At 44.5% G+C, this 13,244-nt stretch carries 15 protein-coding genes and 1 tRNA gene; 8 read left to right on the top strand and 8 right to left on the bottom strand.

The features are described 5' to 3' along the window. Positions 1-23 precede the first annotated feature (23 nt). Positions 24-1,967: a DNA helicase RecQ gene (recQ, locus tag AC20MK_RS08465; protein WP_487355412.1), complete on the top strand. Its 1,944-nt coding sequence runs from the start codon at positions 24-26 to the stop codon at positions 1,965-1,967. 8 nt (positions 1,968-1,975) lie between these two features. Here the strand turns inward: recQ and AC20MK_RS08460 are convergent, their stop codons facing one another. Continuing rightward, positions 1,976-2,734, bottom strand: a complete 759-nt coding sequence (locus tag AC20MK_RS08460; protein WP_487355411.1) for an A24 family peptidase C-terminal domain-containing protein — start codon at positions 2,732-2,734, stop codon at positions 1,976-1,978. Beyond that, a complete protein-coding gene (gene hxlA / locus AC20MK_RS08455) occupies positions 2,735-4,003 on the bottom strand; it encodes a 3-hexulose-6-phosphate synthase (protein ID WP_487357089.1) in 1,269 nt (422 codons plus the stop codon). 137 nt (positions 4,004-4,140) lie between these two features. Here hxlA and AC20MK_RS08450 point away from each other — a divergent pair, with 137 nt between their 5' ends. From AC20MK_RS08450 to pyrI, 3 genes are all read left to right on the top strand, one after another. Next, positions 4,141-4,587, top strand: a complete 447-nt coding sequence (locus tag AC20MK_RS08450) for a DUF5788 family protein (protein WP_487355410.1) — start codon at positions 4,141-4,143, stop codon at positions 4,585-4,587. Between the two features lie 93 nt (positions 4,588-4,680). Then, positions 4,681-5,607, top strand: coding sequence for an aspartate carbamoyltransferase (gene pyrB / locus AC20MK_RS08445; protein WP_487355409.1), 927 nt, complete (start codon positions 4,681-4,683; stop codon positions 5,605-5,607). Continuing rightward, positions 5,604-6,083 (top strand): aspartate carbamoyltransferase regulatory subunit, encoded by a 480-nt coding sequence (gene pyrI / locus AC20MK_RS08440; protein WP_487355408.1) that lies wholly within the window; start codon positions 5,604-5,606, stop codon positions 6,081-6,083. The genes pyrB and pyrI overlap by 4 nt, the downstream gene beginning before the upstream one ends. A 39-nt stretch (positions 6,084-6,122) precedes the next feature. Here pyrI and dapB read toward each other — a convergent pair whose 3' ends face one another. The 4 genes from dapB to AC20MK_RS08420 form a co-directional block, all read right to left on the bottom strand. After that, positions 6,123-6,914: a 4-hydroxy-tetrahydrodipicolinate reductase gene (gene dapB / locus AC20MK_RS08435; RefSeq protein WP_487355407.1), complete on the bottom strand. Its 792-nt coding sequence runs from the start codon at positions 6,912-6,914 to the stop codon at positions 6,123-6,125. Further along, positions 6,911-7,786 (bottom strand): 4-hydroxy-tetrahydrodipicolinate synthase, encoded by an 876-nt coding sequence (gene dapA / locus AC20MK_RS08430; protein ID WP_487355406.1) that lies wholly within the window; start codon positions 7,784-7,786, stop codon positions 6,911-6,913. The genes dapB and dapA overlap by 4 nt, the downstream gene beginning before the upstream one ends. A gap of 19 nt (positions 7,787-7,805) precedes the next feature. After that, positions 7,806-8,000 (bottom strand): 30S ribosomal protein S17e, encoded by a 195-nt coding sequence (locus AC20MK_RS08425; RefSeq protein ID WP_487355405.1) that lies wholly within the window; start codon positions 7,998-8,000, stop codon positions 7,806-7,808. A 119-nt stretch (positions 8,001-8,119) separates the two neighbouring features. Next, complete coding sequence (locus tag AC20MK_RS08420; protein WP_487355404.1) at positions 8,120-8,410, bottom strand: hypothetical protein; 291 nt, start codon at positions 8,408-8,410, stop codon at positions 8,120-8,122. 99 nt (positions 8,411-8,509) lie between these two features. On the opposite strand from AC20MK_RS08420, the gene dinB reads away from it, so the two are divergent. Beyond that, positions 8,510-9,610, top strand: a complete 1,101-nt coding sequence (gene dinB, locus AC20MK_RS08415; RefSeq protein WP_487355403.1) for a DNA polymerase IV — start codon at positions 8,510-8,512, stop codon at positions 9,608-9,610. 49 nt (positions 9,611-9,659) lie between these two features. On the opposite strand, the gene AC20MK_RS08410 is transcribed toward dinB, so the two are convergent. Together AC20MK_RS08410 and AC20MK_RS08405 are read right to left on the bottom strand one after the other, a co-directional pair. Next, positions 9,660-10,421 (bottom strand): heparan-alpha-glucosaminide N-acetyltransferase, encoded by a 762-nt coding sequence (locus AC20MK_RS08410; RefSeq protein ID WP_487355402.1) that lies wholly within the window; start codon positions 10,419-10,421, stop codon positions 9,660-9,662. A gap of 75 nt (positions 10,422-10,496) precedes the next feature. Continuing rightward, complete coding sequence (locus AC20MK_RS08405; protein ID WP_487355401.1) at positions 10,497-10,925, bottom strand: Zn-ribbon domain-containing protein; 429 nt, start codon at positions 10,923-10,925, stop codon at positions 10,497-10,499. Positions 10,926-11,123: 198 nt separating this feature from the next. On the opposite strand from AC20MK_RS08405, the gene AC20MK_RS08400 reads away from it, so the two are divergent. The 3 genes from AC20MK_RS08400 (at position 11,124) to AC20MK_RS08390 (ending at position 13,223) form a co-directional block, all read left to right on the top strand. Further along, positions 11,124-11,198: transfer RNA gene (locus AC20MK_RS08400), tRNA-Met, on the top strand. A gap of 290 nt (positions 11,199-11,488) precedes the next feature. Further along, positions 11,489-11,707 (top strand): DUF5654 family protein, encoded by a 219-nt coding sequence (locus AC20MK_RS08395; protein WP_487355400.1) that lies wholly within the window; start codon positions 11,489-11,491, stop codon positions 11,705-11,707. A gap of 196 nt (positions 11,708-11,903) precedes the next feature. Next, the gene (locus tag AC20MK_RS08390) at positions 11,904-13,223 is read left to right on the top strand and encodes a signal recognition particle protein Srp54 (protein WP_487355399.1); all 1,320 of its coding nucleotides are present in this window, start codon (positions 11,904-11,906) and stop codon (positions 13,221-13,223) included. The last annotated feature ends 21 nt before the right edge of the window (positions 13,224-13,244 follow it).

Genomic DNA, 13,244 nt, shown 5'->3' with positions numbered 1-13,244 from the left:
ACTAGCTTTATCTCGGTATAAATATGTACAGGACACTCCAGAAATATTTTGGTTACAGCGAATTCCGTCCTCTTCAGGAGGACATTATCAATGATGTTCTGGACAAAAAGGATGTTTTTGTATTAATGCCGACCGGCGGTGGCAAATCAATATGCTACCAGATACCTGCACTCATAATGGATGGAATTGCCGTCGTGGTGTCCCCGCTCATTTCTCTGATGAAGGACCAGGTGGACGGCCTTGTCAGCAATGGGGTCTCGGCTGCTTATCTCAACAGTACGTTAAGTTATAACGAAGTTCAGAAAACTACTCGTGCCATCGTCGAAGGGCATGTGGATATATTGTATGTAGCACCTGAACGCCTTTGCATGAAAAGCACTCAGGAACTGCTCAGTCATGTCAATGTAAGTCTTTTCGCCATTGATGAGGCCCATTGTATCTCTGAATGGGGGCATGATTTCAGGCCGGAATATCGTCGAATGGGATTTTTGAAAAAGAAGTACCCTGATGTTCCTGTGATAGCTCTGACCGCAACAGCTACTGCGAAGGTAAAGGAAAATACCATCAAACAACTTGATCTGGTCTCTCCTTCTGTTTATGTGGCGAGTTTTGATCGTGCTAACCTTTCCTATGAAATAAGACCAAAGAACAATACCTATGGGGACATGGTAAGTTACCTTAAGGGTCAGCGTGGAAATTCGGGTATCATATACTGTAACAGCCGAAAGAGCGTTGAATCTGTTTCCACCAAACTGAACCGTGAAGGATTTCATACCCTTCCTTATCATGCAGGATTGAACGATGCCAAAAGGCAGGAACATCAGGAACGTTTCATCAGGGATGATGTCGATATCATTGTGGCCACCGTTGCTTTTGGTATGGGGATCGATAAACCGAACGTTCGTTTTGTCATCCATTATGACCTTCCCAAGAACCTGGAGGGCTATTATCAGGAAACAGGTAGGGGTGGACGTGACGGTCTTGAATGCGAATGTATCTTGTACTTCAGTCGGGCTGACTGGTACAAGATCAAATATTTAATTGATCAGAAACCCAAAAAGTCCGAGCGCGATATCGCAATGACGAAGCTGCAGGAAATGATCGATTATTGTGAAAGCACTACCTGTCGCAGGAAGGCCTTATTGCGTTATTTTGGAGAAGAGCTGGAGTCCGATAATTGCGGAAGTTGTGATATCTGTTTGAACCCGCGCGACACTTATGATGCGTCCGAAGTTGCAAGGACCTTCCTTTCCTGTGTCGATGAGGTAAATGAACGCTTTGGATTGACGCATATCGTGGACATCCTTACAGGCTCGAAGTCCAAGAAAATAATAGGCTATAGACATGACTGCCTTAAAAGCTATGACACCGGTGACGGGTATATTAAGTCCGAATGGGTGGAAATGGCAAGGGAAATGATCCGTCTGGGTTATGTTGATGTAAAGGAAGGAAAATATCCCATACTTCTTCTGAACAAGCAGAGTCGTGATGTCCTTGGGGGCGGTGAGGTGCATCTGACGCGTTCCATGGGTGTAGCCGCTGCCAAACCTCGGAAAGCACCTGTTAGTGTGTCGAGGTCAGGCAATTCTACAGCCTTTAGGCCTACCTATACTGGTTCAAAAAAGGTTAGTTCAACGGCGGTGAGATCCCCTGCCAAGACCAGACAGTCCAGCACTCCAAAAAGAACATCTGTTCCGGGAAAGGCAAAGAGGGCCCCAACTCCTATCTCACGTCCGAACAAGAAACTCTTTGATAAGCTTCGGGAACTGCGCAAAAGGCTTGCTGTGGAGGCAAATGTCCCTCCTTATATCATATTTGCAGATACCAGTCTTAGACAGATGGCTGCAAAGCTTCCGAAAAATGAAAAGGAGTTCATTGGCATCACGGGTGTCGGTGAGGTCAAGTTAAAGAAATATGGTTCCGTTTTCATGGAAGAGATAGCTGCCTTTGAAAAAGGCAGCAAATAAATTCCAATTTATATCAGGAAATGAAGTGTCAATTGGAATATTAGGTCTCCATAGATCACTGCACTGATAAAACCGGCTGTTATGGGTATCATAAATGGCAGTCCTGGGGTTACCCAGACTCTCTTCTCAATAAGTCCTTTTCTATCATATTCCTTCATCGTAGCTATTGTGTCCTCATCAAGCTGCATGCCTCCTGTCGTGAATCGATGCGATACGTCCCCATCGTTCTCTTCGTACTTTTCAATAAGGCGAATGTGAGGGCGCTCAAGGTCTTTGGTCAAAGATCTGTAGCCAATGAACATGTACTGAGGTCTTTTAAGGGTCTCTTTCAGAGAGGGCTGCGTGAGATTGTAAAGGAAAAGTCCCAGCGGTACGACCACTGTGAGTAAGACCGAGTTCCCAAAGACGCTGAATGTAAAAAGTCCAATGGGGGGCAGACCTGCTACAGGCAACTGGTAGTTGATCAGATCCAGTGCAGGGTAGAATGGAAGTATCAATGATATCACCATCAATACTTTGGCATCTGCACCACCGAAGGCTCCGAAATAGAACAATATGTAAACGAATACGAATATGAATATGAATGATATGAGTGTCCATTTTAAATAGGGAATGCCATATCGGGCGATATCATAGATGATTAGCGGGGCTGCTACGCCAAGCATTATTGGCCAGAGCTTGTTCGTGACCCTTCGTGTCTTAATATCTGAATAGCATGAATAAAGTAGAAATGGCATGCAAACAAGCACTTTCAATAGTTCTATCATTTACATTTTCTCCCATTTTTTGAGCTTAAGGACCTCGGAAAGCGTGCTTCCTCTTTTTATCTCTTCATAGATTCGTTTTTCATTCTTCTCAACTTCCTTGGCACGCCTTGCTATCTCATACGCTCTTTCTTTGGGTATCACGACCACTCCGTTGTCATCTCCTACAATGTAATCTCCGGGGTTGACATTTTGTGAGCCGCAGTGTATGGATGCCCCTATTTCACCAAACCCTTTCGGGTCGCCGGCGTTAGGTACATTGCTGATGGCAAAGACGGGAAGTCCTATCTCTCTTATCTCTTCGATATCCCTTACTGGACCGTCAATGACCACACCTGCTATGCCTTTGTTAAGGCAGCTAAGGGTGGCAAGTCCTCCCCATGGTGAAACATGTCGACTTCCGTTGTATATGACAATCACGTCTCCCTCGCTGGCAACTTCGATGGCCTCGACACTTTTTGCCCAGTCGCCTTCGAATGTCTGTACTGTAACAGCTTTGCCCACCATCCTTTTTCCGGCAACCATTGTGTGGATGTCCTTCATGGATCCTTTTCTGTGCATTGCATCGGTGATGTTCGGGGTGGACACCTCTGATAGCAGTTGGCGTATCTCTTCTTCGAGGGATCGATGTGCTATTTCAGGAATATCGTTTGAATCAACAGCTTCACGTATTCTTTTTGCAGAGTCTGTCACATTGTCGGATTGTGTTATATTTCCTCCGACGATAACGATGCTTGCACCTGCTTTTACTGCCATTGCGGCACTTGCAGCATCCAATCCTCCTGCGGCAGCTACCGGAATGTCAACTGCTGCTGCCATTTTCTCAAGTATTGGTGTGGGGTCCTTGCCTGTCATCTGCTGATCGATCCCTGTATGCATGTTGATGTAATCGACACCCATTAGTTCCAGTTCAATTGCCCTTGATACTGGATCTTCGACGATTATAAGGTCGGCCATCAGCTTCACCCCATATTTGTGTGCTGACCTGACGGCATCGAGTACAGTGGAATCATCGGCATTTCCCAGGAGCATGACAATATCAGCCCCTGCTTTGGCGGCCATCTCCACTTCAAATGCACCGGTATCTGCTATTTTCATGTCGGCAAGGATCGTATGGTTCGGGAATGATTTCCTTAGTTGGCGAATGGCATTCATTCCTTCACTCTTGATAAGCGGTGTTCCTGCTTCTATCCAGTCTATGCCTCCCTCGACGGCTTCCTTTGCGATCTGGATGGCGCGGTCTATTTCCAGCAGGTCAAGAGCTACTTGAATTATTGTGTTGATATTATCACCCTTTGGAACTTACGTAGTATAGTTGAATAAGTATAAATCAAACCGGGTATATGGTTATAATACTTAATAGTTGATGCTATTTGTTAAAAGTAATTCATTATTAATGGGTACATATTATGGCAGAAGAAGATATGTTGACCGAAAAGCAGCGCAAAAGGTTCCTTGCGGGCCTTCATCGTCAGTTGTTCTGGTGTGGTGAAAGGATACCCGATGAAGTGGAGGTCAACGGTAAAATGATCCCGCTTCATGAGATCACCTGGGAGCTTATCAGTAAGCCAAGCTTGAATGATGCTGATAAGGAACGAATCGACCAGTGCATTCTTTCCCTTTCCGAGAAGGCACGAACCTATGAGCATGTGCTGGGGACTGATAAGATGACCGTTGGGGAGGCAAAAGAGATATTTGATAAGACTGCGGGTCTTTTGCGAGCTGTCATGGACCTGGAGGAGCTCGGGGAATTGCCTGGTCCTGAGCGCATGCATAAGTTCAAGGAAGATGCTAGGAAGTGCTCAGTTAAAGATGCAAAGGGCTGGGTGAAGTTCCTGGCTGAACTTGATGAATGAACGGATACATCTCTGCATTATATCAATATTTTATTCCGATCTTAATTTATTATAGGTAAACATTATATTTCATGCAATTCTTCTTCACGGTGAATGACGTTCAAAGACTTGCATATTATTTCTATGAAATCCTTTTCAAGGGATATGATCGATCATGTCCTCAATACTGCAGAAATGCTTGAACCCATAGCCAGGGACAAGACAAAGTCAGATATTCTGAAGGGCAAGGTACTTGGTGTGATGTTCTTTGAGCCAAGTACGAGGACTCGTATGTCCTTTGAGACCGCAATGATGCGTCTTGGGGGGGATGTCTTAAGTCTTGGTTCTGTGGATGCAAGCTCAATTGCAAAAGGAGAGACCCTTGCAGATACCATTCGTGTGGTTGATGGGTATACCAATGCAATAGTTCTAAGGCATAATAAAGAAGGTGCTGCACAACTTGCTTCGGAGTTCTCCTCGGTTCCCATACTGAATGCGGGAGATGGTGCAGGGCATCATCCTACGCAGACGTTCCTTGATCTTTATACCATACGCAGGGAAAGCCATCTGGATGGGTTGAAGATCGCTCTTGCGGGAGATCTGAAGTATGGCCGGACTGTGCATTCGCTTTGCTATGCCCTTTCTCTTTACGGTGCTGAGATCACGCTTATTTCTCCTAAAGAGTTGCGGTTACCTGCTGAGATCATCGAGGACCTTAAGAGCAGGAACATAAAGGTGACGGAGACCGAAGCTATCGAGGATGCCATTGAAAACATCGATGTACTTTATGCTACAAGGGTTCAGAAAGAGCGTTTTCCAGATCCTGCAGAGTATCGTAAAGTGGCCAACAGTCTGCTGATCACTCCTGAACTTCTTGAGAAGGCGAAACCTGAACTGAAAGTAATGCATCCGCTACCGAGGACGAATGAGATCGATCCAAGGGTGGACAATACTCCGCATGCGTGTTATTTCAAACAGTCATTCTACGGAGTTCCGATCAGAATGGCACTTCTTGCACTTGTTATGGGGGCATTGGAATGAGCAGTGAAGATCAACAGATACGTGAGATACGTGTGCATCCCATTGAGAATGGTACTGTTATAGACCACATCAATGCCGGACAGGCGTTGAACGTTCTTAAGATATTGAACATACCAACTTCCTCATCAAGGGTCGTAAGTGTACTTATCAATGCACCCAGTGTCCATGGTCGAAAGGATGTCGTCAAGATAGAAGGCAGGGAACTCAATGTTGAAGAGGTCGATAAGATCGCTCTGATAGCTCCTAATGCGACCATCAATATCATCAGAAATTTCGAGGTATCTGAAAAAGATATTGTTCATATCCATTCACAGATCGAGGGTGTTGTCAGGTGTATAAATCCGAACTGTATCTCTAATAGCAATGAACCGGTGACATCGAAGTTCGCGGTAAGTTCCAATGGGCGGAGGACCATTCTTCGCTGTTCGTATTGTGAACGTATAATTTCAGATGATATAGGAGAGCATCTGCTCTGATACTTATATCATTTCTATTTTTAATTTAATAAAAAAGGGTTAGAAGCCCAGAATATCATCCATTGTATGGATGCCTGGTGCTGCATTGTTTATCCAGATGGCTGCTTTTACTGCGCCTGATGCAAATGCATTTCTGGAATGTGCCTGATGCTTGATCTCTATCCTTTCGCCATCTCCAGCAAAGAGGACGGTATGATCGCCTACGATGTCTCCTCCGCGAACTGCATGGATTCCGATCTCTTTATCCCTTGGTGCGAGACCTTCGCGTCCGTAGACAAAGTCCTTGCCACCCAAAGTCTCACTGATGACCTCTGCTGCTTTCATAGCAGTTCCGCTTGGTGCATCTTTCTTCTGGTTGTGGTGGGCTTCGATTATCTCGATATCATATTCAGAAAGGTACTTTGCGGTTTCCTGAAGGATCTTGAAAAAGACATTGACGCCAACTGAATAGTTCGGTGAGATGACTGCTGAGGTGCCGTTCCTTATTATGGCATCTTCGATGGTAGCGCGCTGTTCGTCACTGAATCCGGTTGTTCCTATGATAAGGTCAACTCCGGCTCCAGCTACTACTGGTGCGTTTGCAGCGGTTGCGGGAGCAATGGTAAAATCAATGACAACATCGGTCTTTGATTCTTTCAGAACGTTTGCCATGTCAGCTACGTCAGAGATTTTCACATTGAGCTTCCCTATTTGTGCAACCTCTCCTACGTCCTTACCGATGTTCATAAGATCGAATGCGGAAGAGAGCTGTATTCCTTCCATCTTGATGATGTTCTCGATGATGAGCTTCCCCATTCGTCCGGAAGCACCTGTAACTCCTGCATTTATCATTGTAGGCACCCTAGTCCTTTAAGACAATCTGTAAGAAGCTTATCGTTTTCAGCACTTATCGGTGCAAGAGGAGGTCTTAAGTGACCTGCACTGAGGCCCACAAGCTCCATTGCACGCTTTATTGGTACTGGGTTAGTTTCTGTGAAAAGAGCACGTATAAGTGGAGCTATTTCATAGTGCAGTTGTTGAGCGGTTGTCGTGTCACCTTCGTTGAAGGCATTGACAAGCCTGCTCATCCTGTCCGGCACAATGTTAGCTGCCACGGATATAACACCACATCCGCCGATGCTCATCATGGGTAAGGTAAGTCCATCATCTCCTGATGTGACCATGAAGTCCTCGTCCATTGTGTTCTCGATTATCTGTGATGCTTTGTCAATACTACCGCTTGCTTCCTTGATCCCTACGATATTATCGATCTTAGCAAGCTCTGTGATAACTTCCAGTGGAATGTCCTGCCCTGTACGTGAAGGCACGTTGTAGAGCACAATAGGTATTTCCACTGCTTCTGCTATTGTCCTAAAATGGGATGTGAGTCCCGCTTTGTTCGGTTTGTTGTAATATGGGGATATTACAAGAGCACCTGAGGCTCCGGCCTCTTCAGCGTGTTTTGTTAGTTCCACTGCTTCAGCCGTATTGTTCGAGCCGGTGCCGGCAACTACCGGTACGTTCGCACATTCAACTGCGATGTCGATGACCTCCATGTGCTCTGCCGTAGATAATGTGGCAGATTCACCTGTGGTACCACAGACAACTACACCGGTCACTTTGCCATTCTCGGCAAATTCGATATTCTTTATCAGACCGGTCCTGTCGATGGTGTCATCCTTCGTGAACGGAGTTATAAGCGCCGGTAATACTCCTTCGAACATAGCGTTCCACTTCCCGGACTTAAATTAATTTTGGATATCTGATCTTGCGGGTAACGTAACCTGCTACACGGTTTCTGATTACTTTGCCCTCGATTGTTGTGTATTGGGAGACGAGAAGCTTGTTCTTCTCAAAATCTGTTGTAAAAACGTCTCCATAATTTTCGACCAGACGGAATGCAATGTTCTTGATATGTGTTTGTCTAATATTTCCCATTTAAGTATCTCCAGTAAATTTAGATAGATATGATTAAGAGTATCGCCTTATAGAAAACCTTTACATTTATAGCTTTTGGATTGAGGTCATCTTCCAGTGCTTTATTTGAGGGTGGCTGCTCAATTTATATCGCTCTTTCCCAGAAGCCGCTCGACAGTGTTCGCTTCATTGAATACATTTTCACGTACTCCTTTGCGGTTTATGTAAAGGCCTATGAACACTATCACCAATCCGATCTCAGCGTTGACCTCTACTGCAATGATACCCAGCAGTACTACTGTGGATGCTACAATTCCTTTAATTGCTCCCTTTCTGTATGAATCAAACCTTGTGCGGCGGAATATCCTGATATCACGAAGTGTCAGGAAAAGGACTACACAATATGCTGCAATGGCTATGTAACTGTACATTGTTCATTTCCTATGGGTCGATACGGTATAGTCCTCAATGTCCTTTATGGATTAAATCCTTTGCTGAATATCTGATAATGTGCACAAACATTTTCAATCATGGTGTTTATGGGTGGGGCTGGTGAGACTATTAAGATAATCTTTCATATTGACATGGACAGCTTCTATTCATCCGTGGAAGTAGCTGCAGACCCTATGCTTAAAGGGTTACCTGTGGTGGTTGGCTCTGATCCGCTGCAAGAGGGTAGCAGGGGTGTTGTAAGCACTTGTTCCTATGAGGCACGTGAGTTTGGGATAAGGTCAGCAATGGCTATATCGAAAGCATATCGCCTCTGTCCTGAAGCCGTATATCTGCGTGTTAACATGCCTTTGTACAAGAAGGTCTCCAACTCAATTATGGAACTGTTAAGGAGCTATTCTTCAAAGTTCCAGCAAGTAAGTGTGGATGAAGCTTATCTTGATGTTTCCGATGTCGTTTCCGGTCTCGATGAGGCTGAAAAGCTGGCGTTACAGATCAAAGAAGATGTCTTTCAAAAGGAGGGCATCACCTGTTCAGTCGGTATCGGCCCTAACAAGTCCATTGCGAAAATAGCATCCGATTACCAAAAACCCGATGGCTTGACCATTGTGCGCCCTGAAGATGTCCGTTCTTTCCTTTATCCTCTGGATGTTTCCCGAATATCGGGGGTTGGTAAGAAAACGAGTGTAATGCTGGGCCAGATGGGAATCGAAACTATTGGTGATCTTGCCGTATATGATGTTCAGGAATTGCGTGAGAAGTTTGGTAAGTTCGGTCTGGTCATGCATCAGCTTGCCAATGGTGTGGATGGGCGTAAAGTTCAGGAAAGTGGGGAGATAAAGTCCATCAGTAAAGAGGACACTTTCAATAAGGATACTTCTGATATGGGATATCTGGAAAGTGTGGTGGATACTCTCTCAGAAAATGTTCATTCTTCCCTTTCAAAGAAGAAATACTTGTTCAAGACCGTTACAATAAAGGTAAGATTTGCAGATTTCACAACCTATACAAGAGCAAAAACGCTTGCTGCGCATTCCGATGACCTTGTTACTATAAAGAAAACAGCAAAAGGATTGCTTCAGGAATTCAACGGGAAAAATAAATTACGCTTATTGGGTGTAGGTGTCACAAAACTGGACAAGCTCGATGAAAGGCAGACCCGGCTTTCGGATTTCTTCTGAGCATCATTAATATTTCATGGTGTTTTAGGTCTGCAAAAACTGGCACATTTCATGGTGCTAACTGGCTTAGGTCTGCAAATCCTGCAATGTAGAGTATGGCTATCAGTACTGGTTGATGAAGCAGATATATAAGCAGTGATCGTTTACCCATATATGTCAATGTCCTTATGGGGAGAAGCTCTGATATGTCCGAAAGGACAAACTTCCTTTTGTATTGCGGATAAAGTTCATTTCCTGTAAAAATCCCCATTAGCATCACTCCGAACCATGGAACTAATGGGAAATAATCGTATGATCTAAATCCTGTTGGCTGGATGCCTATCCATAACAGCCAGGGCTGTTCTATTGTAATTGTTCGCAGCAGCATCCAGGTGATCAATATCAAAATAGCTGCTACCAGGCTTGGGATGCGATGTTTCAAAAATGGATATGAAAGTATTATGGCAACTCCTATGAAATGGAGTACTCCAAAGATGATCACTCCTTCTTTCAAAAAAATATAGCTTCCAGCAGTTATTACCATCCCCCACAAAAATACCTTAATTCCTCTTTTTACATATTTTGTAAATTTGGGTTTGGTCTGCCCTAGCTCAAGTTGTTTTGAGAAGCTTAATGTGAGTGATATTCCTGCTACGAATATGAATAAAATTGCTGCTGCTCTTCCTATCAGGTAAACGATCCCTGTGTGGACATTACTTTCATGGTAACCCAGGAACTCAAGGTCGTAGAGCAGATGGAAAAAAATCATCAGTATGATGGCCATTCCTCTCAGGAGGTCAATTTCCCATTTTCTGTCATAGGTTCCTGTCATCCACTCCCCTGACTTCAATGATAAATTCTTGAAATAATTTATTGGGATCTATGATCAATTGATGTATCTGATGATTCACTTTTGTTTCTTCTTTTTCTTTCTGAAAGCAGAGGAGAGGTCTACTGCATATGTTCCATCCTGTTTGATGGCCATGACTATCTCGTCCCTTTCAAGGAGGGAGTTCAGGTTCAGTTCATAGGAGCCAGGTCCGAGTATTCTTACGGACTCTACGCGTTCTCCTTCCTCTTCAACTACTTCTCTTTCCTGATGTCCAATGCCGATGATATCATCTATTTCTCTGATGAACTGTTCTGCCGGGATGTCCTCTTCTACACTATCCACTATCTCTGGCTGTACTTGGACCTCTTTTTCTTTGGCTTCTTCTTCAGGCTCCATGTCCTTTACATAAAGGAACTTGTTCCAGCCACAGTTCGGACAGCCGCTTAGAATTACTTCGGCCCCGTCTTCGAATATTTTTTCACATCGGGTACATTTATGTGGCATCTGTTCACCGATTCCCTATTAGTTGCGATATATTTAAAGATTTATGGCATGAGATCATTCCTTGTCCTTATCTTAATACCTTAACATGGGCTAAAAGTAGTTTCAGAAGGCAGGTTGTACGCAAACTATATATGCCAGTGCGCAGTAGTAGGGTTGCAAGTGTGGTACAGTAACACTGTGCATGAATAACTCACTCTTAGCGGGGTGGGGTAGCCAGGAGATCCCGACGGGCTCATAACCCGTAGACCGATGGTTCGAATCCATCCCCCGCTATTCAATCTACCTTTTTTCTCTAATATTGATCTCAATAATACTAATCTCATTTTATATCTCTGTTCTGGTTCTATAAGCTTAATTGTTTTTTGAGAATTCCAATTATGGGTGTATTCATCATCAAAGGGATGTTTTGTCCATGTTATTGCCATATCCATCATATGTTTGCAGAGCTTGGGGTCTGACACAACATGATGAAATATAAGTCACATACACAATAAGATTTAAATGTCTGGGGGACAAAGTATAATTGCCTTAATCTAAAAGGGGGAATTATACTGAACGAAGAAGTGGTTGACAAATTAGCCGCGCTTATAACTGCGGCGTTTGGGCTGGTAGCAGCTCTGGCATGGAACGATGCAATAAAAGCATTATTCGCAGAGGGTGGGGCGCTTTATTTCCTTGCTTCCTGGGGAGTATGGGCATATGCGATATTCGTCACTATTCTTGCAGTTTTCTTTACTATCTGGATAGGAAGGATTGCAGAAAAGTCAAAGAAAAAAGAATAAAATATGCACCTTTTTTCTTTTTTTTTTGATACTATTCTTGAAACCGGGTGGTTGGAACGTTGAACTTGATCTGACTATTTTTGCACTTATGAATATGGTCATGTCTATCCTAAAAAATCACATTCCCACTAGGGTTAAATATGAACTACTCATTTATTAGAGCAAATAATAGTAGAACTTACAGGATGATCATTATATGGTAATGGATAAACTCGGCAGTTCCCTTCAGGACGCTTTAAAGAAACTGGTCGGCGCTGGGCGCATCGATGAAAGAACGGTCACTGAGGTCGTAAAGGATATACAAAGGGCATTACTGCAGGCGGATGTCAATGTCAAGCTTGTAATGCAGATGTCAAGTCACATCAAGGAACGTGCCCTGAAGGAAGAAGTTCCGCAAGGCATGAACCCACGTGAGCATGTCATCAAGATCGTCTATCAGGAACTCATCAGTATCGTGGGCAGAAGCGCTGACATTCCGCTAAAGCCTCAAACGATCATGATGATCGGTCTGCAGGGCAGCGGTAAGACAACTACTACTTCCAAGCTATCCCGCTATTTCCAGAGGAAAGGAATGAAACCTGCGGTAGTTTGTGCAGATACGTTCCGTCCGGGTGCTTATCACCAGTTGAAGACCCTTTGTGACAAATTGAACGTTCCATTCTACGGCGAGGAAGGTAATCCCGATGCTGTGGGGATCGTGGAAAGAGGATTGGCGGAGCTTGAGAAGAACGATGTGCTTATCGTGGATACCGCTGGCCGCCACTCTCTGGAAGCCGATCTCATCGATGAGATGGAACAGATCCACGAGGTTGCACAACCGGATTACAAGTTACTGGTCCTCGATGGTGCTATTGGGCAGCAGGCAAGCGAGCAGGCAAGGGCTTTCAATGATTCCGTGGGTATTTCCGGAGTTGTCATCTCCAAATTGGATGGTACTGCAAAAGGTGGTGGGGCATTGTCCGCTGTCTCCGAGACGAATTCCGCCATTGCTTTCATTGGTGTGGGCGAAACCCCTGACGACCTCGAGAAGTTCGAACCGGACAGGTTCATTTCCCGTCTTCTTGGTATGGGTGATATCAAATCACTGATCGAAAAGGCAGAGGAGACCCTTTCCGAGGATGACATTGACATGGAGGCCATGATGCGTGGTCGTTTCACCCTCAAGGATATGTATTCTCAGCTTGAGGCGATGAACAAGATGGGTCCTATGAAACAGATCATGCAGATGCTTCCTCTTGGAGGCATGGGAGCTAAGCTCTCAGATGATGCTTACAAGGTCACTGAAGATAAAATGAAAGGTTATCGTGTACTCATGGACTCCATGACCGATGAGGAGCTCCTCAATCCACGACTGATCGGCAGTGCACGCATAAAGAGGATATCCATGGGTTCAGGTAGCAGTCCGGAGTCTGTACGCGAACTTCTGAAATACCACAAGATGATGCAAAATGCCATGAAGGGACTTCGTGGCGGTAAGTTCAATATGCAGAAAATGATGAAGAAAATGGGTATGTGATTATTGTGGTAATTAAGTAAA

This window comes from Methanococcoides sp. DA23, from assembly GCF_057593895.1.
The sequence above is the reverse complement of the archived record's forward strand: the minus strand, read 5'-3'. Positions and strand labels throughout refer to the sequence as shown.

What these genes read in the sequence shown, in the direction of transcription:
- recQ (WP_487355412.1), top strand. Translation starts at nt 24, where the DNA reads ATGTACAGGACACTCCAGAAATATTTTGGTTACAGCGAATTCCGTCCT.
- AC20MK_RS08460 (WP_487355411.1), bottom strand. Translation starts at nt 2,734, where the DNA reads ATGATAGAACTATTGAAAGTGCTTGTTTGCATGCCATTTCTACTTTAT.
- AC20MK_RS08450 (WP_487355410.1), top strand. Translation starts at nt 4,141, where the DNA reads ATGGCAGAAGAAGATATGTTGACCGAAAAGCAGCGCAAAAGGTTCCTT.
- pyrB (WP_487355409.1), top strand. Translation starts at nt 4,681, where the DNA reads ATGACGTTCAAAGACTTGCATATTATTTCTATGAAATCCTTTTCAAGG.
- pyrI (WP_487355408.1), top strand. Translation starts at nt 5,604, where the DNA reads ATGAGCAGTGAAGATCAACAGATACGTGAGATACGTGTGCATCCCATT.
- dapB (WP_487355407.1), bottom strand. Translation starts at nt 6,914, where the DNA reads ATGATAAATGCAGGAGTTACAGGTGCTTCCGGACGAATGGGGAAGCTC.
- dapA (WP_487355406.1), bottom strand. Translation starts at nt 7,786, where the DNA reads ATGTTCGAAGGAGTATTACCGGCGCTTATAACTCCGTTCACGAAGGAT.
- AC20MK_RS08425 (WP_487355405.1), bottom strand. Translation starts at nt 8,000, where the DNA reads ATGGGAAATATTAGACAAACACATATCAAGAACATTGCATTCCGTCTG.
- AC20MK_RS08420 (WP_487355404.1), bottom strand. Translation starts at nt 8,410, where the DNA reads ATGTACAGTTACATAGCCATTGCAGCATATTGTGTAGTCCTTTTCCTG.
- dinB (WP_487355403.1), top strand. Translation starts at nt 8,510, where the DNA reads ATGGTGTTTATGGGTGGGGCTGGTGAGACTATTAAGATAATCTTTCAT.
- AC20MK_RS08410 (WP_487355402.1), bottom strand. Translation starts at nt 10,421, where the DNA reads ATGACAGGAACCTATGACAGAAAATGGGAAATTGACCTCCTGAGAGGA.
- AC20MK_RS08405 (WP_487355401.1), bottom strand. Translation starts at nt 10,925, where the DNA reads ATGCCACATAAATGTACCCGATGTGAAAAAATATTCGAAGACGGGGCC.
- AC20MK_RS08390 (WP_487355399.1), top strand. Translation starts at nt 11,904, where the DNA reads ATGGTAATGGATAAACTCGGCAGTTCCCTTCAGGACGCTTTAAAGAAA.